Origin of the sequence: Marinomonas sp. PE14-40 (genome assembly GCF_051623805.1) — a bacterium.
In the GTDB taxonomy this organism is placed as follows: Bacteria; Pseudomonadota; Gammaproteobacteria; order Pseudomonadales; family Marinomonadaceae; genus Marinomonas.
In genome coordinates, this window is the sequence record NZ_CP130700.1 from 5075874 (window position 1) to 5098434 (window position 22561).

A 22561-nucleotide genomic window follows, 5' to 3' on the forward strand; every position below is an offset into this window, starting at 1 on the left:
ATAAGACGCCTATTATTAAATTTTAATAGGCGTTTTTTTGTTGCTAGTGCTTAAAAGGGACAAACAGCGATAAATTTTAACCAAGCTGTGGTGAAAGGGTGGCTAAATTCAAGACGGTAAGCATGTAGGTGAAGACGTTTGTCTGCCTTAGAGCACATATCATCATAAAACTCATCACCTAAAATTGGGTGGTGCATACTCTGCATATGCACCCTTAATTGATGAGAGCGACCTGTGATAGGAAAAAGAGCAACACGACTATGCTGTTTGTCATCTTGTTGGCGAATGATTTTCCAGTGAGTTGTTGCTTGCTTTCCCCATTCTCTGTGTACCATTTGCCTTGGCCGATTAGGCCAATCACAAATGAGAGGTTTAGAGATGGTGCCTTCTTTGGCGACTACTTGGCCTCTTAAAATTGCTCGATATTCTTTTTGTACGCGCCTTTCACGAAAGTGTTCGGATAAGCGTTTATGGCACTCTAAGGTTTTTGCTACGATAATGAGGCCGGAAGTGGCGTAGTCAAGTCGATGTACGGCATGAGCTTCACCGAACAAATTAAAAGCTCTATGGGTGATGCTGTCTTGTTTTTCTATCCCTCTTCCTGGTACAGATAAAAAGTTCGCTGGCTTATTAATGACAGCGAACCATTCATCTTCATAGAGAATATTTAAAATCTCGTGTGCAGGCATTGTTACTAAGGTTTTGTTGTCAGAATAATGCGGATCGCATCTAAGCGAATTTGGCAATCATCAATACGACTTAACCCTTCTTGTAAGTTGTTTTCTAAACGCTCAACTTCCTCGTCTTTGATTTGGTTGTTTTGCTTTTGTAATTCAATCAAGCGATCTAGTTCACCTTGCCACTTTCTCTGATACTCATGTTTGGCTTGCGAAATAATCGGCCTAGCCTGCTCATGGGCATTCAGTTGGTGGTTCTGTAGTAGCTCAATTAGGTCTTTGCGCAAGGCTGCAACCCATTGTTCAGCAACACGGTTAGGTACGCTTTTTAGACGATCCGCCCATTTCTCAGGGGTGAACTGACTATGTAAAAATTTACCGTTGGCGTCAGATAGCTGCCAAATAGGAGTCATTGGTAAAGACTGGCTCAGTTTTAGGCGCGGATGAGCGCTTGCTTCAATCACAAATAGGCTTTCTATTAGTACAGTACCTTCAGGTAATGCAGCAATAGGCATAGTCGATGCTGTTAGCTTGCTTGAATCAAAAGTATGGACTTCATCCATCAGCATAGAAATTAATGGGTGCTCCCATGTGGCAAAAGCCACATCTTCCCTTTGACTTGCCTTACGACGATTTAAAACTAAGGTTTTGCCTTCTTCTTCAATGCCTGGTAATGCCTCTAACATCATGTCAGTAGAAGGGCGGATGAACCATTCGCTTTCATCACCTTCTTTTTCAATACGATCGGTATGGATATTGAATGCGTGAGTGACCTTTTCGATATACTCATCTAAGCCTGCTGATGCGTTTTCTTCTATATTTTCAATCAGCTCTTTTGCTCTTTCTGGACGACAAGACGTCATCTCGAGCAATCGATTTCGTCCTTGGTCAAGTTGAATCAATAGCGCTTGATGGTAAGCTTTAGCTTCAGCAATCAAGGTATCGTCATCGTCATTGCCTTGTAAGAAACTGGCTAAGCTATCTTTAAAGGTGTGATTTACTTTGTCGCCACAAGGTGTCGTATGACAGAATGCATTCAAAGCAAGGTGGTACCATTGATACAGCCTTTCTTGCACTGTGCCTTCGATGTAAGGTACATGAATTTTGACATCTTGGGTTTGGCCAAGACGATCAAGACGACCAATACGCTGTTCTAATAAATCTGGATGTTCAGGTAGATCATACATAACTAAGTTATGGCTAAATTGGAAGTTACGACCTTCACTGCCGATTTCAGAACAAACCAATACTTGCGCGCCGTCTGGGTCTGCAAAATAGGCTGCTGCTCTATCTCGGTGAATAAGTGGCATTTGTTCATGGAAGTCTGCACTTTGGAAGCCGGCAAAAGTCAGCTGTTCACTTAGCCATTGAGCCATGTCCGAGCTATGACAAATAACTAAAACTTTATCTGCCTGACATTCTAAGAATTCTTTTAGCCATTCCCAGCGTGGATCTTCACCCCATTTAGCTTGTTCTAAACTGTTCTGCGGGAACACAGAGTCTTGGCTATAACTATGAGTAGGGTTAGGTGTTAATGGGTAGTGAGTGAGTATTCTATCTGGGAATCCGCCAATTGCTGCGCGTGTGTTACGAAAAACCTCACGACCGGTACCATGTCGGTCAATCAACCAGCTAATGGCATCTTGAACAGCCATTTCAAATGTTTCATCATCTTTAGTGTTTAAAGACTGAAACCATTCTTTAGAACTTACTTCTTTTAAATACGGGGCGAACCATTTGTCCCAGTCTGGGCGAGCTTCTGGCTCTTTACCTTGTGTTAAAGGTAAAAGCTGTTCTGCTAACAAAGCGGCTTGCTTAAAGTCTGCTTGCTGTTCTTGGTATTGTGAAAAATCATGGTAACTTTCAGGGTCAAGTAACTGCAGACGAGAAAAGTGCTCTTCTTCACCTGTTTGTTCTGGTGTAGCACTTAATAGTAATAAAGATTCAGACTTAGCCGCTAAGGCAGCAGCGAGTTGATAACCGTTACTTGGTGCCTCTGGGCTCCAGCTTAAGTGGTGTGCTTCATCGATAATTACCATGTCCCAATCAGCACTTAGCATTTGTTGTGCTGCTTTCCCATTACCTGCTACCCAATCGATTGGTGCAATAACAAGTGGCTGCTCTTCAAATAAATTAGCGTCTTCATCCCAGCTTTCTTCGTAAGCTGTTTCGTTAATTAATGAAAAGTGTTGGTGGAAACGACGTAACATCTCAACTAGCCACTGATGCTGTAAGTTAGTTGGTGTCAGAATAAGTGCGCGTTTACATAGGCCATTTAGCATTCTATGGTGAAGAATCAAACCCGCTTCTAGGGTTTTACCCATACCTACTTCATCACAAAGTAGTGCACGTGCTTTCGGGCGATTTGCAATATCGTGAGCAAGGTAGATCTGATGAGGTAGTAATTCAGCTTTTAACCCCATTAGGCCCCTAACTTCAGAGCTGGCTAATTTAGACTGATGATTTAGCGTCTGGTGGCGTAGGTCAAACCACATACGTTTCGCAGGAGAAAGAGACAATAGGGCGTCAATTTCATTTTTATCATTGCGAGGGAACTGAATAATTGATTCTTCTATCCAATCATCTCCAATAAAATACTCAACAAGACCGTCAATTTCGCGTACTTCTTCAATAACAAACGCTTCATCTTGGAAGTAAAGTTCGTCACCTTCAGTCAAGGTACGTCTAACTAGGCTAGTTTGTGATACAGAGTAATGGCGATCTATTTCTGACTCTGCAAAATGTACAGTGAAAGACTTAGATTCTAATTCTACTATCATGCCGACACCTAGATCAGGTTCGTTACGGCTACTCCATCTTTGTCCGGTTTGGTACATATTAATTATTCATCCACATTTGTAAGGGTCAGGCTGCCTTGACATAAATTGGTCAAGATAGCTTTTTGTTCTATCCAAGAGTTAGGTATGACAGCTAAATCAAAAATAATGTCTGTATCAAAATGTTTATTGATTACGTCAATGTCACTTTGTTCTAACCAATACTCTACCTTGCCTAATAAAGCGTAGGATATTTTCAGCTGTATATTATCTCTTGGAAATATTTGTTGGGTTTGGGTATTTGTTAGTGCTTCTTGTACTGCTTGACTATATGCGCGTACCAATCCTCCAGCACCGAGCTTGATACCGCCAAAATAACGGGTAACAACAACACAGGTTTCGCCAAAATCTGAATGCTGCAATACATTTAACATAGGCTTTCCTGCCGTCCCTTTAGGTTCACCATCATCGCTTTGATCCCATAAATGCACATTGTCTGGGTGACCTGCGACAAATGCTGAACAATGGTGGTTGGCATCAGGGAATTTGTCTCTCACGCTCTGTATAAATGCTTTTGCCTCGGCTCTCCCTTTGGTACGACATACCTGAGTGATGAATTGACTTTTCTTGATAGTAAGATCAAAACGCTGAGGCTCAGTTGGGCTTAAGAAATAATCCATGTACACTTGAATAAATAGTTTTGATGATTGATTTATATATGATTTTAGCAGGTGGCAAGTAAATGAATAATGATCAAATAGTGAATATGATCGAGCCTTTTTCTTTGGCGATAAGCGGCTTTTTTATCGGGGTCATTCTTTGCATTGTGCTTTTTTTATCTATTGTACATTCAATGCGCCGTAAGTGGCAGCTTGATAAAGAAAAAAGTGAACAAGAATTACTAAAACAAGCCAATGAAAATCAAGAACTTGATAGAAAACTTTTACATCAGTCTGAGCTAATCCACTCGATGGAAAAAGAAACTTTGATTCTGGAGCAACAATTTGCAGCGGCACAAACGGTTTGGCAAGAGAAGGATGCCTTGTTTCAATCTCAAAAGCGTCAGATGGAAGTTGAGTTTAAACAACTTGCGCAAGATATAATGCAGCAACAGCAGAGCAAGATGCTATCTGAAAATGAAAAGCAGTTAGGCTCTTTGTTGAATCCGTTAGGAAACCAAATTAAGCACTTTCAAGAAAAGGTTGAGCAGAGTTATCAAGCAGAGGCAAAAGAGCGTTTCTCCTTGGTTCGTGAAATTAAAAATCTACAACAACTGAATCAGCGAATTAGTGATGATGCCGCAGGATTAACGCAAGCGCTAAAAGGCCAAAACAAAATTCAAGGTGGTTGGGGAGAAGTTATTCTTGAGCGTGTTTTAGAGCGCTCAGGTTTAGAAAAGGGAAGGGAGTATCAAGTTCAAGTTTCTACTACAACAGAATCTGGCAGGCGATTACAGCCTGATGTTATTGTTAATTTGCCTGAAGGAAAGCAAATTATCATAGACGCAAAAATGGTTTTGATTAGCTATCTTGCTTATGTGGAAGCACAAACAGAAGAAGAAAAGCAGAAGGCATTAAAACAGCACTTGGATGCCATCAAGCGCCATATTAAAGATTTAAGTAGTAAGGCTTACGATACTTTACCCGGGGTGACAAGTTTAGATTTTGTACTCTTGTTTATTCCTATTGAGGCGGCTTATTTGCTAGGTATTCAAGCAGACGCAAATGTGTTTAGTGATGCTTTTGATAAAAATATTATCGTAGTCGGGCCATCTAATTTGCTGGCAACCTTAAGGACAATTCAGAACATTTGGCGTAATGAAAAGCAAAGTCAAAATGCGGTCGAAATTGCGAAGCAGGCAGGTGCCATGTATGACAAATTTGTTGGCTTTGTCCAAGATATGGATGAAGTCGGTAATCGCCTAAATATGGCACAAAAAGGTTATGACAATGCGATGAATAAGCTTAATTCTGGACGTGGTAACTTGGTGATGCGTGCACAGCAATTAAAAGTGATGGGGGCAAAAACCAATAAGAAAATACCCAATGCTCACCTTGAAGAGTCTCAAACAAGTTTAGCTTTGGATGACAATAAACTTGAATGAGATACTAGAAGAAATGTCTTGAAGTGTTAACTGTGACCTATTGAGGGCTAAACACCTGTTAGTCATTTAATTATTGTTTAAGAGTTCATCCTGAATATTCCAAAGTAAGTTTACTGATTTAGCATAGCGAATATTCATACTGTCCATCTCGACACCCGCACAGGCTCTTTCCATTGATTCGTTTTCTTTAAGCGATTTAGAGTAAGCTGTTAGGCTAATCTCAAGTCCGGTATCGAGATAGTCAAGCTGCACCTTGGTTAAGTCAATATAGTGTTTGTGTGATCTTAATAAGAAACCTAAATCAGCTAATATTTGGTTTCTAGCAGGCAACTTAGCGATGGCCTGTTTAATGTTTTCATCTTCTGCCAAAGAATTTAGATCTATGTGAATAAGAATATCTTCAACATTCGCATTATGTTGACGAATCTTGGCAGAAACCAGTTCCCCTAAATAGTGACCTTCACTGGCACTAATGTGTTTATCGACTTCTAGGCGCATATCGAGATAAACCTTACCGGCCATGGTTCTTGCTCGGATTTTACTTGGAATGGCAAGAGGTTCTACACTTTTGGCACATTCAATAATGCTGTGCATTGTTTCTTTATTTGGTGCGGTATCAATAAGCTCAGCAAGTGTTTTCCAAATAGTACTGATGGCAATCTTAGAAATGAGTAGCGCAATGACGATAGCGGCGACTTTATCTAGCCAAGCGTGACCTAAATAAGTACCTAGCATACTGACTAATACAACCATTGAGGAAAGGGAGTCAGTGCGGCTATGCCAAGCATTGGTAATGAGTAATTGGCTTTGTATTTTGTCTCCTGCTTTTTTTGTGTAAAAGAAAATAGCTTCTTTGCAGATAATGGTGGCAATCAGAGTGCTTACACCAAGCCAAGTTATCTGGCTGTGACTGTCGCGCAAAATAGAATCTAAACCTATGCCTAGTGCAACGAGTAATAGGATAAAACCAAGTAAAAGATTACCCAGAGATTCAAATCTAAGGTGGCCAAATTGGTGGTTTTTATCTGGGGATTGGCGGGAGATCTTGAAACTTATCAAAACCATCAGATCTGTGAGTAAATCAGAAAGACTATGTATGCCATCTGCCATTAATGCCTGAGAGCCAGAAACACTTGCAGCGAGAATTTTTAAAATACCTAATAATGCATCAATGCCGCCACCAATTAAGGTTACTTTTTGTGCAAGCCTTTGTTCCGTTTCAATTTTATTCATTTTATTTAATTTGTTTTTAAGGTAAGGTGAGATAAGAAGACTAAAAAAAGATTAATAAATTGCTTGCATTAAGAGGGATGCTAGAGCTGCTCTAGCTTGCCTGTATTTCTCCCCAACTTATCCACCTAAACTGTGGAAAAAGCTAACAGCTTTGTGCTTAATTCTGAGATCTTGCATTTATGAGCTGAACTATATGAGTATAGTTCAGCTCTTTGTCCTTGCTTACTTCTCTTGGATATCAAACCAAAGTTTATAAGAATCATAAAACTGACGTAGTTCGAGAGACATAAGCGCAAAGTTAGCATCTAAATCTGAAAGTCCACCACCTTGAGAGTCATTAAAGGCTTGCTCTTTGATTGTGTCATCGAACTTAATCTTACGTAATGATAGGTCATCATGGAGCACAAAATTTAGCTTTTCCGTCCATTTTAGGGCTAGGCTTTTAACGCGCATACCTTGCTCAATGTGACGAGTAACATCCTCAGATAATGGCTCTAATGCTTTAAAGCGGATACTAGCTTTCTCTTCGGACCCATCTTGTATCTCACATTCTTCACCTGTATTAAGGCTTGCTGGCAACTCATTTTTTAATAGCCAATTACTCATTAGGCCACTTGGTGATTCCTGTGCCATAAGTGGTGCCATAGGGAAGCTGCCAAGTGTTGTTTGCAATTGTTTGAACAAAAGTTCTGTCATAGAGGCGTTAGTACTGTTAATGACCAGTAGTTTTGCTTCTATATCTAAATACGCCCAAATGTCTGAACGTTTAGAAAAGGCTTTGGGTCTTAATGTAAAAACAAGCTCATCTTTGATGTCAGATTTTTCTTTGCGGCCCACTTTACGGCCTTCCATTAGTTCGATTTCAGATATCTTGGTTTCAAGCTCTTCACGAACGACGGATGAGGGCAGTACTTTTTCTTCTTTTCCAGCTCGAATTAAAAGGCATTTGTTACTTGCTAAGTACCATTGTTCGCTGTTTCTGATTAAAGGCATCCAACCAAAAGAGTATTCTTCTTGGCTACCGCATTCCTTCAGGGGGAAATCAGCCAGCTTGTCTATCAACTCGTTTGTATCAATTGCATCTATGTCTGTTAACTGAAAGAACTGTACGTTTTTAAACCACATAATTAATCTACAACCGCCTCTTTAAAATGTTTACGGCAAACTGAAATGTAACGGCTATTGCCACCAATTTCGACCTGTTCCCCCTCACGTAGTGGGTTACCTTCACCGTCAATGCGTATCACCATAGTCGCCTTGCTGCCACAATGGCAAACAGTCTTTAGCTCAATTAACTTATCGGACCAAGCCAGTAATGCTTTACTACCTTCGAACAATTGGCCTTTAAAGTCAGTTCTGATACCAAAAGCTAAAACGGGAATTTTGAGCTTATCAACCACTTCAGATAGGGCATAAACTTGAGCTTCAGTTAAAAACTGAGCTTCATCGATTAAAATACAATCAAGTCTGCTTTTGTTCGCAAGTAGACGAATCTCTTCAAGTAGGTCTGTATCTGGTTTAAATGTTTGTGCGTCTGCATCAATACCTATACGAGAGGCTATTTTACCAATAGCTTCCCTGTCATCAATGGCGGCAGTAAATAATAAAGGTGTCATACCTCTTTCTTTATAATTATGTGCAGACTGTAATAAAACGGTCGATTTACCGGCATTCATGGCCGAATAATAAAAATACAATTTTGCCATAGGTTTATATATATCAAAGTGTTAGTTTAGTTTGGTTGCAGAGTATAACAAATACACCATGATAGGGGATTATATGTGGGGAAAAGCGAAGCAAGTTACTGAATTAGAGTCAAAACTTGAAGCGAGTCAGCTTGATTGCGCTGGTTTGTCGACAGAACTTGATCAATTACAGGGCAAATACCAGCAATCTCTTGCTGAATTGGAAGACTTGTTAACCCGTAAGAAGGCATCACCATTAGAATCTATGTATCTAGAAGCTATGTCTCCTTTTGATACTATGCGTGAATCCTTATCAAATAGTTTGGTAGATCTAAGTCAAGAGAAAGCAAACTTGGCTGACTTTAGTCAACTCGCCGATAACAGTAATGTCGCTATGCAGACTCTTGAAACAGAAATTAAGCGAATTCAAGACGGTGCTCGTGAGAGTAATGACAGTGTGACTGAGCTTAAAACTCTTGCCAGTAATATCACACAATTTGTCGGAATTATTAGCGGCATTTCTGAGCAAACAAACCTTTTGGCTCTGAACGCGGCAATTGAAGCTGCACGAGCTGGTGAGCAGGGTCGTGGTTTTGCTGTTGTTGCTGATGAGGTACGGTCTTTGGCGCAAAAAGCCGGTGATGCAAGTTCTGAGATTGCGCAGTTGGTCGAGTCGATTGAGCGTAACACAGGCATCGCCGATGGTCATATCAACCTAGTTGTGTCTGGGTGTAATAAATTGGTAGAAAGTACAGACGAGACCTTTAAAGGGGTTAAAACTGTCTTTAATAAAGCTTTAGATACCCAGTCTACTGTTGATAAACAGAGTGTTCATTGCATGTTGCATACAGCAAAAATGGATCACATGGTTTGGAAAGCGAATGTTCACCGCTATTTTGTTGAACAATCAGCGAGTTCTCATCATGACTTTGCAGATCATACTCAATGTCGTTTAGGGCAATGGTATGAAGGAGAAGGGCGCGCTTTGTTTGCTGGTAACCATTCCTTTAAGCAGTTAGGCGAAGTGCATGCAGATTTTCATCAGCATGGTTTGGCTGCTGTTTCATCTAAGCAAGAAGGTGAATTGGAAAAAGGGATTGGTCACCTTGCTAAAATGGAAGCATCAAGTCGTCGTGTTATAGACTTATTAACTCAGTTAGAGTCTTAAGTTAGATTTACCTAAAGCCCACTTTAATCAGAAGTGGGCTTTATGGTTTCAGCAGTGTTTATCGAGGTTTTTGGTCGTTTTTTAGCTTTCGGTTTGGCGTGCGCAAGAGCGACTTGTTGTACTATCCATTCCGCTCTTTTCATGCCTTCTTGCTCACAGAGTTGATCAAGCATTTCTAAAACATCATTTTTAAGTGTAATTTCTACTCGTTTAAGTCCTTGCTTTTTTTCTTTAAGTCGTTGATTTCGTTTGTTTGTTTTAAGTTGGTCTTTTCTTGTTAAGGGACGAGTCTTAGGACGGCCTCGTGTTTTAGAAAATAAATCTATAGTATTGCGGTCTGAAGAAGATTTTGCCATTTGAATATAATATCTGAGGTCGTTAGATTGTTATGGAAATAGAAGAAATAGAATCCATTATGTTGACAGTTTGTGTAACTGGTATAGTGATTTTTATGGGCTTTATTATGTTTGATTTAGCGCGCAAATCCAATGCTGGAAAGCTAGGAACTTTTGTAATTCTTGGTGGTTTAGGCCTAGGTGTGTTTGGGTTTGTAATGAAAGGTGTGATTGTAGAGTTAATTTTAGGGGTAAAACTTTAAAATTAATTTAACTAGAAATGACCCGTCGCTATAGCACGAGTCATTTCATATGTTAGTTGTTATTGATTTTGTTGGCGTTGATTCATGCCGATAAAGTCTAACAAGATTTCAGATGCTTCTTTAGAATAAATGTCTTCTGCATCTTCATCATTGATATCATCTAAAGATGTGATGAGCTCTAAACCTAGGGCTTCACGGCGAGTATTCTCTCGACTTAGCTGAGTTTCTTCACTCTCTTCCCTTTGCTCAACTCTGTTTATTTCATTGAGGGAAATGGCGCTAAATCTATCTGACTGTTCCTTTATTTGATCAAGCTGCTCACTGAGTGCTATGAAGTTTGGGTTCTTCTCAACTCTTTGATTATGTCGTTGCTCTAACTCAGGTAAAAAGTTTGGAATATCCCAATACACTGGGTAACGAGTCTCCATGATTTTATCCCAAGGTAATGGATTATCCAGCGCACTTTCACCCACGCTGTTTTCGTCTAGCATGGATGGAAATGCGATATCTGGCATGACTCCTTTATGCTGAGTACTTTCTCCTGAGACACGATAAAACTTAGACTGGGTGATTTTAAGTTTACCTTGATCTAAGTCCTGTAGAATTTGCACCGTCCCTTTACCAAAAGATTGGCCGCCTAAGATTAGGCCTCTACCATAGTCCTGAATGGCACCAGCGACAATTTCAGACGCTGAGGCGCTCATCCTATTGATGAGAACAGCCATAGGGCCACTATAAGTGACGCTTCTATCTTGGTCGCCCAAAATACTCACTCTACCGGCAGAATCTCGAATTTGAACCACAGGACCTGCTGGAATGAAAAGGCCAGTCAATGCATTTGCTTCTTGTAAAGAGCCGCCGCCATTGTTTCTAAGATCAAGAATTAATGCATCTATGCCATCTTGTCTCAGTTCTTCTATGAGGTTTTTTGTGTCTCTGGTTGAGCTTTTATAGTTACGATCGCCAGCCTTAATAGCTGCAAAGTCAGAATAGAAGGTAGGCAGCTGAATAACGCCTACTTTATAAATGTCGCCATTTCTTTCAACTTCAACAATTTCTTTTTTAGCTGACTGATCTTCAAGTTTTACTTTTTTACGTACAATTGTGATGATTTTATTGCTTTGGCCATCACCATTGGAAGGAATGATTTCTAATAAAACTTTAGTATCTCTCTCGCCGCGTATCATATCGACAACATCATCAAGGCGCATGCCGACGACGTCGATCATTTCTTTGCCTTCTTGGCCTACCGCAACAATTTTATCATTTGGTTTAAGCTCTCCCTGATTATCAGCTGGACCCGCTGGCACTAATCTAACAACTTGTGTGTATTCATCTTCTTGCTGTAAAACAGCACCTATGCCTTCAAGGGAGAGGCTCATGTTGATACTGAAGGTTTCTGATGCTCTTGGGGCAAAGTAGCTAGTATGAGGGTCAAATGCTTCGGTAATAGCATTGGCAAAAATTTGATAAACATCAATCGAATTAGTTTGTTCAATTTGGTGTAATTGGTTGCTATAACGACGTGTCAGGGAGGTTTCAATTTTATCTTCTTCCTGACTGTTTAGGCGCAGAGTCAGTGCTCTATTTTTAATACGTTTACGCCAAGTTTCTTGAAGCTCTTGCTCTGTCTTTGCCCAAGTCGCTTGATCAGGGTCTGCATTGAAGGTTTCATCTTTTTCAAAGTTAAACGCTTCTATCATGCTTGGCATGTCTTCGATGACTTTGTTTAATCTGCTTTCAACACGCTGGGAATATAAGTTGTATATGACGAACGCATCGCTGACATCACCAGAGGTGATCGCGTCGTCAAAGCGGTATCTATACTCTTCAAAGCGCTTAATATCTTCAGCCAGAAAAAAACTTTTACTAGGGTCTAAAGAGTCTATATAGGCATCAAACGCGAGGCTTGAAATTCGATCATCGACTTGAGTTTTGTTATAGTGAATACCTTCTAACATTTCGACTAACTGAATCGATACTTTTTTATACTCAGCTGGTGGCTTAAGTTCGTCGAAAGCCTGAAGTGAAGGTGATGCTAACGCACACCCTGTGAGAAGGCTTAACAATAGTCGTTTATATTTTCTCGGCATATTTGTCTCTTTAAAGTTGAGTCTGGCGCATGTTGAAATCATATTAGACTCATTCGTTTATGGCCAGCTAATCTACGCAAAACTATTAATTATTTACTTAATTTTGTACAAAGGAAGTTATGGAAAATCAATCTTTTAATGCCTCATTATTATCTTTTCTGAAGTCATCACCCACTCCGTTTCATGCAACTACTAGTATGAAGACAGCATTAGTTGAAAAAGGTTTTGTTGAACTAAAAGAAAATCAAGATTGGGATATTCAAGCTGGCGGGCGTTATTTTGTTCGTCGCAATGCCTCCTCTATTATCGCGTTCACAACACCGAACCTAGATTTTCATAAAACCGGCTGGCGAATGATTGGCGCTCATACAGATAGCCCTTGTTTAAAGCTTAAGCCAAACGCCCATGTAAATCGACATGGTTATGATCAATTAGGGGTTGAGGTTTATGGTGGTGTGCTAAGGCATACTTGGTTGGATCGAGACCTTTCTATTGCTGGGCGCGTCAGTTTTAGCCAAGCTAACGGTGAAATTGTGAGCCGTCTTATAGACTTTAAAGATCCAATTGCCGTTATTCCTAATTTGGCAATACACCTTAACCGTGGGGTGGTTGAAGGTTTTAGTGTGAATCCGCAAGAAGAGCTACTCCCTATTTTAGGTCTGGGAGATAGTCAGTTTGAACTTGAAGGGTTAATTAAGCAGCAGTTATTAAAAGAGTACCCAGATCTTGATGTTGCTAATGTTCTTGATTTTGAATTGAGCCTTTATGACCATCAGGCACCTGCTTTGGTTGGCCTAAAGCAAGAGTTTATTTGCTCCGCTCGTTTGGATAATCTGCTTAGTTGTTTTGTTGGTATGGCAAGCTTGTTAGATGCTAGTGATGAAAGGCCAAGCCTTCTAATTTGTACTGATCACGAAGAAGTCGGTAGTCTTTCAACAAGTGGGGCGAACGGGCCTTTCTTAGAAGATGTATTACGACGTTTATCGCCAGAGCCTGCTCACTATGTGCAAGCAATGAATCAGTCTATGATGATTTCTGCTGATAATGCTCATGCCTTGCATCCAAATTATGCAGCTAAGCATGACAAATTGCATGCACCTTTAATTAACTCAGGTGCTGTCATTAAAGTGAACTCTAATCAAAGGTATGCCACAAATAGTGAAACAGCGGCTGTTTATAAAAAGCTTGCTACAGCTGAAGGGTATCAAGTCCAAACTTTTGTTGTACGTAGTGATATGGCGTGCGGCAGTACGATTGGCCCAATTACGTCTGGTGAAGTGGGTGTGCCAACGTTAGATATTGGCTTGCCTACCTTTGCTATGCACTCAATTCGAGAGCTTGCAGGCAGTCAGGATGCCATTGGCCTTTATCGTGTTTTAAATCGCTTTTTAAAGTTAGATACACTGATTAGTGAGTAACTTTCTAGGCAAATAAAAAGGGCGCTGTATGCGCCCTTTTTATTTGGTTTTTAATGCTAGTTAACTAACCAAGTATTTAACTCTTTGATTTTGTCTTCATCAAGTTCGCCTGTGTATTCAAGCAATGACATTTGTTTTACCGCAAAGCTGTACCTTAATTGCTCTAGTGTGCCTTGAGAGTTGTATAAATCAGACTGAGCGTCTAATAGTTCAACAATGTTACGTGTGCCCACATCGTAGCCTGCTTGAGTCGCTTCTAATGAGCTGGCGTTTGAGATAATCAGCTGTTTCTGTGCGGCAATTTGCGCCACAGAAGTTTTTAGATCTCGGTACAAAGAGCGAACCGCTAGTTCCGTTGTTTGTAATTGATCTTCTAGGTTCTCTTCAGCGGCAACGGCATCATGAACAGATTGTCTCACTTGCGCATTGATTGCACCGCCTTGATAAAGAGGAATACTGACATTAACGCCAATAAATGCTGCTAGGCTATCGCCATCACCGCTTGAGGTTGGTGACGTGTCACGATCAGAACGAGTAAGACTGCCTGAAACCGTCACCGTAGGAACGCGGCCATTAGACTTTTGAATTTCAATATTGGTCAAAGCCGAGTCGTGAGCCAGTGCTAGTGTTTTTATGTCGTTATTTTGTTTTTTCGCCAGATCCACATAAAAACCCGCTGTCTTGTCTGTGTCCATTTTAATTGGGTAGTTCTTAGATAAATCTGGAACATCAGTAATGAGTTTTCCTGTTAATTGACGCAGGGTTTCTTGAGCGTTAATCATATTGGCTTCAGCGCTGATAATATCAACAATGTTTGAATCGTATTCAGCTTGAGCGGTATGTAAGTCAGTAATCGCAACCTGACCCACTTCATATTGCTGTTTCACTTGATCAAGTTGGCTCGCTGTGGCTTTAGCCTGTTGCTTGGCGGTATTGAGATTCGACATTTCAGTTAATAGATCAAAGTAAGCTGAGATGCTCTCAAAGCTTAAATCCTCTTCGGTATTCGCATAAGTAACACCAGAGCTTTCAAAGCCGATTTCAACCGCATCAACCGCATACCCAAGAGCAGGGGAGTAAATAGGGTAATCTAGGTTAACTTTCAATGAGTTGGTATTGGTATCAGAATCACCCGAATCTGCGCTTGTATCTGTGTAACCAAGATCAGCATCAAATGAAATATTAGGGAATAAACTCCCCTTGGTAATCACAACGCCTTCTTTCTCAGACTCATAAGAGGCTGCAGCAGAGCGCAAGCCTGGGTCATTGATTTTAGCAAGTTGGTAAACTTCTAATAGGTTTTCAGCTTGGGCATTCATACTAGAGGCCGTAGCTAGGGTGACAAGAGAGGCGATAATGGTCTTTTTCATATGAATACTTCAGCTCGATTAATTTCTATTTATCATACCCAGATTGAATAAGGTTAAAAGTGATTTTCATAAGAAAGTTTTAATAACTTCTTAATTTTCACATTTCTTAATTATTTGATTAATTAACACTTAGAAATGGTTAACATAAGGGTTTAAATTCCAGTTTTATTATTGTTGGGATAAAGTTAGATAAAAATATCTTGTTAATAAAATCTCATTTTATAAGAGAGGCATGATTTGAATACACTGGTTCATCAATATCACCCTTTGGGTTTTAAAGGTTCGCGTATTGCTCAAGGTTTTTGGCGAGCAGGTGAATGGAATATGACAAAAGAGTCTCGCTTATCATTTATTGAAGCCTGCTTAGAGTTGGGCGTGACTACATTTGATCATGCGGATATTTATGGGGACTACCAATGTGAAGCCTTGTTTGGTGAAGCGCTAGCATTGAAACCAAGCGTAAGGGATAAGATGCAACTGATTTCTAAGTGTGGCATCAAGCTTAAATCTGATGCTAGACCTGAGCATGCAATTTATCAGTATGATCTTAGTTTCGATCATATTATCTCTTCGGTAGAAAATTCTTTGTTGCAACTACAAACTGAGTATTTAGATTTGTTGCTCCTACATAGACCAACCCCATTGATGGATGCAGATGAGGTGGCGCGTGCGTTTGAGCACTTGATGATTCAAGGTAAAGTTAAGCATTTTGGTGTGTCTAATTTTACCTCGGCTCAATTTGATTTGTTGCAATCAAGGGTGGATGTTCCTTTGGTCGCGAATCAATCGGAATATTCCGTATTGCAAACTCAGTCTTTTGAAAATGGTGAAATTGATCATTTACACCAGCATGCTGTCACACCTATGGCTTGGTCTCCGTTTGCAGGAGGTCGCTTGTTTAGTGGTAGTAATGAGCAAGAGGAGAGAGTGAGAGAACAGCTTCAAGTGATATCAGAAAAATATGATGAGGCGAGTGTTGATCAACTTGCATTGGCTTGGCTATTAAAGCATCCAGCTAAAATATGTCCTGTGTTGGGATCTGGTAAGATAGATAGATTGGAAAAAGCGGTTGCCGCTTGTCAGATTGAGTTTGCTGATGATGATTGGTATCGCGTGTGGTGCGCATCTACAGGCAAGGATTTAGCCTAAGTTAGTTGGATCTGGACTTAACATACTTTTGTTAGGTCCAGACTTGAGTCGAAACTAAAATTTAGTTCAGGTGTTTATGCTTTATGAACTGCGATATTGCCAAACATTATCTTTGATAGGCTTAAACCCTATCCCTTTTAAATAGCGTCGGTTTGCTTCGCTTTGAGCATTTGCGGTTATATTCTCGATTTTAAACTTCTCTGCAAAATGGTTGTTATCACCAAATAAGTAGTTACCCAATCTGGCATCACGGTAGGTCGGAGTAACTAAATCGAGATCTATTTGAAAATGATCTTTACTTAAACGTATACCTGATAGTATTCCTACAACCGTTTCTTGATCAGTTAATAAATAATATTCTCTTCTTTCGTCATGTTTGAAAAGATCAAAATCAGGGAAGAAGTGTTTTATATCCTTGCTATATCTATCTAAGAAGAAACTTATATAACCAGACTGGCCAGATTCAGTGCCACTTTTAATAACGTTAAACTCGACTTTTGCTCGGTATATTTTTATTAAGTAAAAAATATTAATACAAGCTGTAAAAGAGTTCACAGCAGCAACAGGGTAAGCGCCAATTAAAAAGCCGTATAAAGCGAAGGTGAGTCCACCTGCTAAATTGAGCCACCTTAGTCGGACAATCGAACTCATTGTTAAAGAAATTGCGACTAAAGCGGATGCGATATATCCCATTAGTTCAAGTAGGTTCATTTATGTGCTCTCGTAATAAAAAGTTTTCTGAGTAGAGTTCATAAATTATAGGCTAGTAATGAATAAAAGTTAACCGATCGGTCAAATTTAGTTATTTGCCACAACATTTCTTAAACTTTTTGCCTGAACCACAGTGGCAAGGGTCATTGCGACCTAGCTTCATTACGTCAGAATTGACTAAAGGTGTGTTTTGTTCGACTTCATGCTCACCGGAAATGTAAAACCATTCACCTTTTATGCGTTTAAATAAAGAGCGTTCGCTAAGTTTGCCGATGTGCTTACCTTCTTTAAAGTGAGCGCGAAATGACACCATGCCATCTTTGTCTTTTTCCAAACCTTTTTCGGTTTCAATAATCTCTAACTTGATCCATTTAGTTTCATTATTGCAGTCTGCGATTTCTGCTTCATCTTGATTTGGGCTATTTTTTAGCTTCTGGGTGCGATTGATATAGGCAAAGTTGTTTGTGTAAAAAGCACTATAGCGAGAGCGCATTAACGCTTCTGCTGTGGGGGCTGTCCCTGGGTTGTTATGATACATACCACAGCAGATCTCATAGGGTAAACTACTGTTACAAGGGCAGTTATTTGGAGTAGACACTCGAGGCTTCCTCTTTCTTACAATTAAGTTATTAATGCCATAAGGTAATAAAATGCGGTTATAATACGTCATTATTCTTTGACTGACAGGAAAATTTTGTGACTGGTGCTACAACTTCTACTTTTTTTTGGTTTGATTTTGAGACAACTGGCGTTGATCCAGCACGTGATAGACCTATGCAGTTTGCAGGCATTCGTACGGATCTTGAGTTCAATCAGATAGGCGAGCCTATTATGATTTATTGTCAATTGGCCGAAGACGTATTGCCTCATCCTGATGCTTGTTTGTTGACGGGCATTAGTCCACAGGACGCTAATCGAGAAGGTTATCCTGAAACAGAGTTTATGGCGTTAATTGAAAAAGAGTTTGCTAAGCCAGGTACTTGCTCACTTGGCTACAATAGTATTCGTTTTGATGATGAAGTGGTTCGTTATGGGTTCTATCGTAATTTTATTGACCCTTATGCTCGTGAGTGGCAAAACGGCTGTTCTCGCTGGGATATTATTGATCTTGTACGTATGTGTTATGCCATTAGACCAGAGGGGATTAATTGGCCTAAAAATCAGGATGGTCTGACCTCATTAAAACTTGAGGATCTAACCAAAGCGAATGAAATAGCTCACGAACAAGCGCACGATGCTTTATCAGATGTGTATGGCACTATTGAAATGGCTAAACTGATTAAGCAGAAGCAGCCTAAGTTGTATGACTATTATTTTAAAATGCGTGAAAAAGGGGAGCTGCAACAGTTTATTGACCCTTATCGCATGAAGCCGTTTTTACACATATCCGGTATGTTTGGACTAGCCAAAAACTACGCGGCTTTTGTTGCCCCTATTGCGCCACATCCCACGAACAAAAATGGAGTAATTCTATTTGATTTGATGGAAGATGCTCAGCCTCTCATTGATCTTACGGTTGATGAAATTAGGCATAGGGTATTTTCTAGTAAAGAAGAGCTTGGTGATATATCCCGATTACCTCTTAAGACATTGCATTATAATCGAAGCCCTGCTGTTGCGCCTGCTACCTTTCTAAAGGATGCCAATGTGGTTTCTCGATTAAATCTTGATGGCGAAATATGTCGTCAAAATTTAGCCATCTTAAAGAGCTACCCTGAACTTGCGAATAAAATTAGTCAGGTATTTATGCAGGAAAGGGAGCAAATTGATAAAGACCCAGATGTCATGCTGTATTCAGGAGGCTTCTTTTCACGGGATGATAAAGCACGTATGGCGCAAATTAGAGATACGGGGCCTAATGCATTATCAGAACTGGCTTTATCATTTGATGATAGGCGTTTACCAGAAATGCTGATGCGCTATATTGGTCGTAATTACCCTGAACAATTATCAGATACTCAGAGACAAGAGTGGGAAGAATATCGTAGCGCTAAACTGATGGATGAGAGTGCAGGAGGGAGTATTTGTATGGATGCGTTCTTTGCTCGCTTAAATGAGTTGGCGCATGATTCTGAGTTGCCAAAAGGTAAACAGATTATGCTGCAGGATCTTGCTGACTATGCTCAAAGCATCTATCCAATGGGTTAGTCTAGTAATAACAATGAACAACATGAAATTAAGGAGATAACCTTGGCCGATACTCATAGAGCCACATACTTTTTAGTCGGCTTTGCATCTTTGGTCATTATTATTGCTGGTTTAAAGGCCGCATCGGCAATTGTGGTGCCCTTTATGTTGTCTATGTTTATAGCGATTATTTTTGCACCGCTTTTAGCTTGGTTGGCAAGTCACAAGGTGCCCATTGGCATTGCTGTGATGTTAGTTGTCTTGCTTATGGTTTTTTCTGTGGGCTCCTTGGTTATCTTTGTTGGTAGTTCTCTGGATGACTTTTATGCAGCCTTACCTGGCTACAAAGAAAGGTTGGCTAATGAATTATCAGCTGTGACGGAATTGCTCAGTCTGGTGGGAATCTCGATATCTGCTGACCAGATAAGAAGCTATTTTGATCCTTCCATCTTGATGCAGGTCGTGACAAATGCCTTGAGTAGCTTAGGGGGCGTACTGACGAATGTTTTTGTTGTATTGATGACAGTCGTATTTATTTTATTTGAAGCGGCAGATTTTCCTACCAAACTATCGGCAGCAATGGATGATGCAAGTGGTTCTTTAAAACGTTTTGATGCTTTTTCAAAAGCGGTTAATCAGTACCTTGCAATTAAAACGTTAGTGAGTATTTTGACGGGATTTGTGGTGGGGATTTGGCTCTGGATAATCGGTGTAGATTTTCCTCTGTTATGGGGGGTGTCAGCTTTCCTATTAAACTTTGTGCCGAACATAGGTTCTATTATTGCGGCGATTCCGGCTGTTATGTTGGCTTTTGTACAATTGGGCGGATTAGCGTCTGGTTTGGCTGCTTTAGGTTTTCTTGTGATTAACTTGGTAGTCGGTAATATGATAGAGCCTAGGTATATGGGAAAAGGGTTAGGTTTATCCACCTTAGTTGTCTTTTTATCTTTGATTCTATGGGGCTGGGTATTTGGTGCAGTGGGTATGTTGCTTTCAATTCCATTGACTATCATTGTGAAGTTGGCTTTAGAAGCCAATCCGAGAACACGTTGGATTGCTCTCATGTTAGGCTCTCATGCTGAAATGCCACGCTATAATAAAGTGATTGATGGTATGGCAATTGGTCATGAAAAGTAACTAATGCAGGTTTGTTATAACCAGTAGGCTATACTCTCTACTGGTTATGCATTAATAACAAACATCTTATTGATTTATTCTGTTTTTATTAGCTTTATGTATAACAAATTGAAATGATCGTACTTGGTCAATTTGACTCTAGATATGTGTGGGAAGGGTGAACTTGACAGCCAAAGAGGTGAATTCAAATTCAGGGGCTTAGATTAAAGTCTAATTTAACGGTAAGCCTAAATTGATGGTGTTTGTTGCTAGCTATCATTGATTAGTTGGTATACAATGCGCCGCAGAATTTCCCCGGATATTTGCAACTTAACTATTTTGATTTCCGATATAGTCCTGCGGACGGCCGGATTCAATATGGTCAACTTATAGTTGCCCCCACCAAAACTAAAGGTATTCACATACATGTCTGACGCTGATATTCAGCCTACTTTTGCTTCATTGGGCTTAGATGCCAATGTTTTAAAAGCCGTAGTCGATCAAGGCTACGAACAACCATCACCTATCCAAGCGCAAAGTATTCCACATTTGTTAGAAGGTCACGACCTTTTAGGGCAAGCGCAGACAGGTACAGGTAAAACAGCGGCTTTTGCGCTACCGTTGTTATCTAGAATTAACCCAAAAGATAAAAACACTCAACTATTGGTTTTAGCACCAACACGTGAGTTGGCTATTCAGGTTTCTGAAGCATTTCAAACATATGCTCGTAACATTCCTGATTTCCATGTTTTGCCAATTTATGGTGGTATGTCCTACGATACACAGCTTCGTCAACTAAGACGTGGTGTTCAAGTTGTCGTAGGTACACCTGGTCGTGTTATGGACCACATTCGTCGTAAAACATTGAAGCTAGATTCTTTGCAAGCACTTGTGCTTGATGAAGCTGATGAAATGCTTCGTATGGGCTTTATTGATGATGTTGAGTGGATTTTGGAGCATACACCAGAGCAGCGTCAAATCGCTTTGTTCTCTGCGACTATGCCATCCGTTATTCGTCAAGTGGCTAATCGTCACTTGAATAACCCGAAAGAAGTTAAAATTGTTACTAAAACAGCAACAAATACTTCGATAACTCAAAAATATTGGCAAGTAAGTGGTTTGCATAAATTGGATGCGTTAACTCGTATTCTAGAAATGTCTGAGCATGATGGCATGATCATCTTTGTTCGTACTAAAGCTGCTACCGTTGAACTTGCTGAAAAATTGACTGCTCGTGGTCATGCTTGTGAAGCTTTGAATGGTGATATCAGTCAAAATTTACGTGAGCGTACCGTTGACCGTATCAAACGTGGTCAAATTGACATTCTAGTGGCAACCGATGTTGTTGCACGTGGTCTTGATATTGATCGTATCAGTCATGTTGTAAACTATGACATTCCTTACGATACCGAATCTTACGTTCACCGTATTGGCCGTACTGGTCGTGCCGGTCGTACTGGTAACGCTATCCTATTTGTTGCTCATCGTGAACGTCGTATGTTACAAGCAATTGAGCGTGCAACACGTCAGCCGATTGAGCGCATGCAGCTACCTACAGCATCTGATATTAACACTCAACGTGTAAATCGTTTCAAGCAGCGTATTACAGATACTCTTGATAATGCTGATCTAGATTTCTTTATTGAATTAGCTGAAAGCTATCAAAAAGAGCATGAAGCTGAACCGTTAAAGGTTGCTGCTGCACTTGCTCATATGGCACAAGGTAAAAACCCATTACTTCTTTCTGAGATGGAAGTGCGTCAAGAGCGTCGTGAACGTAGCGATGAGCGTAATGACCGTCGTGAACGTACTGAGCGTGAGCCACGTGAACCTCGTAAGCAGCGCCCTTTAACGCTAGAGCCTATGCCATTAAAAGATAGCCCAGAAACTAAGATGACTCGTTACATCTTAAGTGTTGGTTATCGTGATGGTGTTAAGCCTGGTAATATTGTTGGCGCGATTGCAAATGAAGCGGATATTGAAAGTCGTTACATTGGCCATATCGAAATTTATGAAGACTATGCCACAGTCGACCTTCCTGCTGAAATGAAACAAGATTCGGTAGAGAAGCTTGCTAAAACACGTATTTGTGGTCAACGTGCTGAAGTCAGTGTGCTTGAGTCACTAGATAAGTTGCCACAGCGTCCTGCTGGTGATCGTCGCCCTCGCCGTGATGGTGATCGTCGTCCTCGTCGTGATGGTGATCGTCGCCCTCGTCGTGATGGTGATCGTCCACGTCGTGATGGTGATCGTCCTCGCCGTGAAGGTGAGCGTCGTCCTCGTCGTGATAATAACTCCTAATTTGGAGTTGAAGAAAGGCCGCTATTGCGGTCTT

At 40.4% G+C, this 22561-nt stretch carries 19 protein-coding genes; 8 read left to right on the forward strand and 11 right to left on the reverse strand.

The window, feature by feature from the left end; translation table 11 throughout:
- Positions 1–50: 50 nt before the first annotated feature.
- Genes Q0A08_RS23475 through Q0A08_RS23485 form a run of 3 tightly spaced genes read right to left on the reverse strand, consistent with a single transcriptional unit; the run spans position 51 to position 4134 of the window.
- The gene (locus Q0A08_RS23475; protein ID WP_438463951.1) at positions 51–689 is read right to left on the reverse strand and encodes an RluA family pseudouridine synthase; all 639 of its coding nucleotides are present in this window, start codon (positions 687–689) and stop codon (positions 51–53) included.
- 5 nt (positions 690–694) lie between these two features.
- A complete protein-coding gene (gene rapA / locus Q0A08_RS23480; protein WP_438463952.1) occupies positions 695–3514 on the reverse strand; it encodes an RNA polymerase-associated protein RapA in 2820 nt (939 codons plus the stop codon).
- A 5-nt stretch (positions 3515–3519) separates the two neighbouring features.
- Complete coding sequence (locus Q0A08_RS23485; protein WP_438463953.1) at positions 3520–4134, reverse strand: YigZ family protein; 615 nt, start codon at positions 4132–4134, stop codon at positions 3520–3522.
- Positions 4135–4196: 62 nt separating this feature from the next.
- Between Q0A08_RS23485 and Q0A08_RS23490 the strand changes: the two genes are divergently transcribed.
- A complete protein-coding gene (locus Q0A08_RS23490) occupies positions 4197–5558 on the forward strand; it encodes a DNA recombination protein RmuC (RefSeq protein ID WP_438463954.1) in 1362 nt (453 codons plus the stop codon).
- Positions 5559–5624: 66 nt separating this feature from the next.
- Here Q0A08_RS23490 and Q0A08_RS23495 read toward each other — a convergent pair whose 3' ends face one another.
- From Q0A08_RS23495 to Q0A08_RS23505, 3 genes are all read right to left on the reverse strand, one after another.
- The gene (locus tag Q0A08_RS23495; protein ID WP_438463955.1) at positions 5625–6791 is read right to left on the reverse strand and encodes a cation diffusion facilitator family transporter; all 1167 of its coding nucleotides are present in this window, start codon (positions 6789–6791) and stop codon (positions 5625–5627) included.
- A 222-nt stretch (positions 6792–7013) separates the two neighbouring features.
- Complete coding sequence (locus tag Q0A08_RS23500; RefSeq protein WP_438463956.1) at positions 7014–7916, reverse strand: recombination-associated protein RdgC; 903 nt, start codon at positions 7914–7916, stop codon at positions 7014–7016.
- A gap of 2 nt (positions 7917–7918) precedes the next feature.
- The gene (locus Q0A08_RS23505) at positions 7919–8497 is read right to left on the reverse strand and encodes a thymidine kinase (protein ID WP_438463957.1); all 579 of its coding nucleotides are present in this window, start codon (positions 8495–8497) and stop codon (positions 7919–7921) included.
- Positions 8498–8570: 73 nt separating this feature from the next.
- Here Q0A08_RS23505 and Q0A08_RS23510 point away from each other — a divergent pair, with 73 nt between their 5' ends.
- Positions 8571–9644 carry a methyl-accepting chemotaxis protein gene (locus Q0A08_RS23510; RefSeq protein WP_438463958.1) on the forward strand — a complete coding sequence of 358 codons (1074 nt, stop codon included), beginning with the start codon at positions 8571–8573 and terminating at the stop codon, positions 9642–9644.
- A gap of 23 nt (positions 9645–9667) precedes the next feature.
- On the opposite strand, the gene ybfE is transcribed toward Q0A08_RS23510, so the two are convergent.
- Positions 9668–10000, reverse strand: coding sequence for a LexA regulated protein (ybfE, locus tag Q0A08_RS23515; protein ID WP_438463959.1), 333 nt, complete (start codon positions 9998–10000; stop codon positions 9668–9670).
- Positions 10001–10032: 32 nt separating this feature from the next.
- Between ybfE and Q0A08_RS23520 the strand changes: the two genes are divergently transcribed.
- Positions 10033–10242, forward strand: coding sequence for a DUF2788 domain-containing protein (locus Q0A08_RS23520; RefSeq protein ID WP_438463960.1), 210 nt, complete (start codon positions 10033–10035; stop codon positions 10240–10242).
- Between the two features lie 59 nt (positions 10243–10301).
- Here the strand turns inward: Q0A08_RS23520 and Q0A08_RS23525 are convergent, their stop codons facing one another.
- Positions 10302–12335: a carboxy terminal-processing peptidase gene (locus Q0A08_RS23525; protein ID WP_438463961.1), complete on the reverse strand. Its 2034-nt coding sequence runs from the start codon at positions 12333–12335 to the stop codon at positions 10302–10304.
- A gap of 119 nt (positions 12336–12454) precedes the next feature.
- Here Q0A08_RS23525 and Q0A08_RS23530 point away from each other — a divergent pair, with 119 nt between their 5' ends.
- Positions 12455–13753 carry a M18 family aminopeptidase gene (locus Q0A08_RS23530; protein WP_438463962.1) on the forward strand — a complete coding sequence of 433 codons (1299 nt, stop codon included), beginning with the start codon at positions 12455–12457 and terminating at the stop codon, positions 13751–13753.
- Positions 13754–13809: 56 nt separating this feature from the next.
- Here Q0A08_RS23530 and Q0A08_RS23535 read toward each other — a convergent pair whose 3' ends face one another.
- Entirely contained in the window at positions 13810–15123 is a 1314-nt protein-coding gene (locus Q0A08_RS23535) for a TolC family outer membrane protein (protein WP_438463963.1), read from the reverse strand.
- Positions 15124–15360: 237 nt separating this feature from the next.
- Here Q0A08_RS23535 and Q0A08_RS23540 point away from each other — a divergent pair, with 237 nt between their 5' ends.
- A complete protein-coding gene (locus Q0A08_RS23540; RefSeq protein ID WP_438463964.1) occupies positions 15361–16272 on the forward strand; it encodes an aldo/keto reductase in 912 nt (303 codons plus the stop codon).
- An 81-nt stretch (positions 16273–16353) separates the two neighbouring features.
- Here Q0A08_RS23540 and Q0A08_RS23545 read toward each other — a convergent pair whose 3' ends face one another.
- Entirely contained in the window at positions 16354–16983 is a 630-nt protein-coding gene (locus Q0A08_RS23545) for a hypothetical protein (RefSeq protein WP_438463965.1), read from the reverse strand.
- A 91-nt stretch (positions 16984–17074) separates the two neighbouring features.
- Positions 17075–17581, reverse strand: a complete 507-nt coding sequence (locus Q0A08_RS23550; protein ID WP_438463966.1) for a YchJ family protein — start codon at positions 17579–17581, stop codon at positions 17075–17077.
- Positions 17582–17679: 98 nt separating this feature from the next.
- Between Q0A08_RS23550 and sbcB the strand changes: the two genes are divergently transcribed.
- The 3 genes from sbcB (at position 17680) to Q0A08_RS23565 (ending at position 22527) form a co-directional block, all read left to right on the forward strand.
- Positions 17680–19131 carry an exodeoxyribonuclease I gene (sbcB, locus tag Q0A08_RS23555; RefSeq protein WP_438463967.1) on the forward strand — a complete coding sequence of 484 codons (1452 nt, stop codon included), beginning with the start codon at positions 17680–17682 and terminating at the stop codon, positions 19129–19131.
- A 42-nt stretch (positions 19132–19173) separates the two neighbouring features.
- Positions 19174–20247 (forward strand): AI-2E family transporter, encoded by a 1074-nt coding sequence (locus Q0A08_RS23560; protein ID WP_438463968.1) that lies wholly within the window; start codon positions 19174–19176, stop codon positions 20245–20247.
- A gap of 405 nt (positions 20248–20652) precedes the next feature.
- Positions 20653–22527: a DEAD/DEAH box helicase gene (locus Q0A08_RS23565; protein ID WP_438463969.1), complete on the forward strand. Its 1875-nt coding sequence runs from the start codon at positions 20653–20655 to the stop codon at positions 22525–22527.
- Positions 22528–22561: the final 34 nt, after the last annotated feature.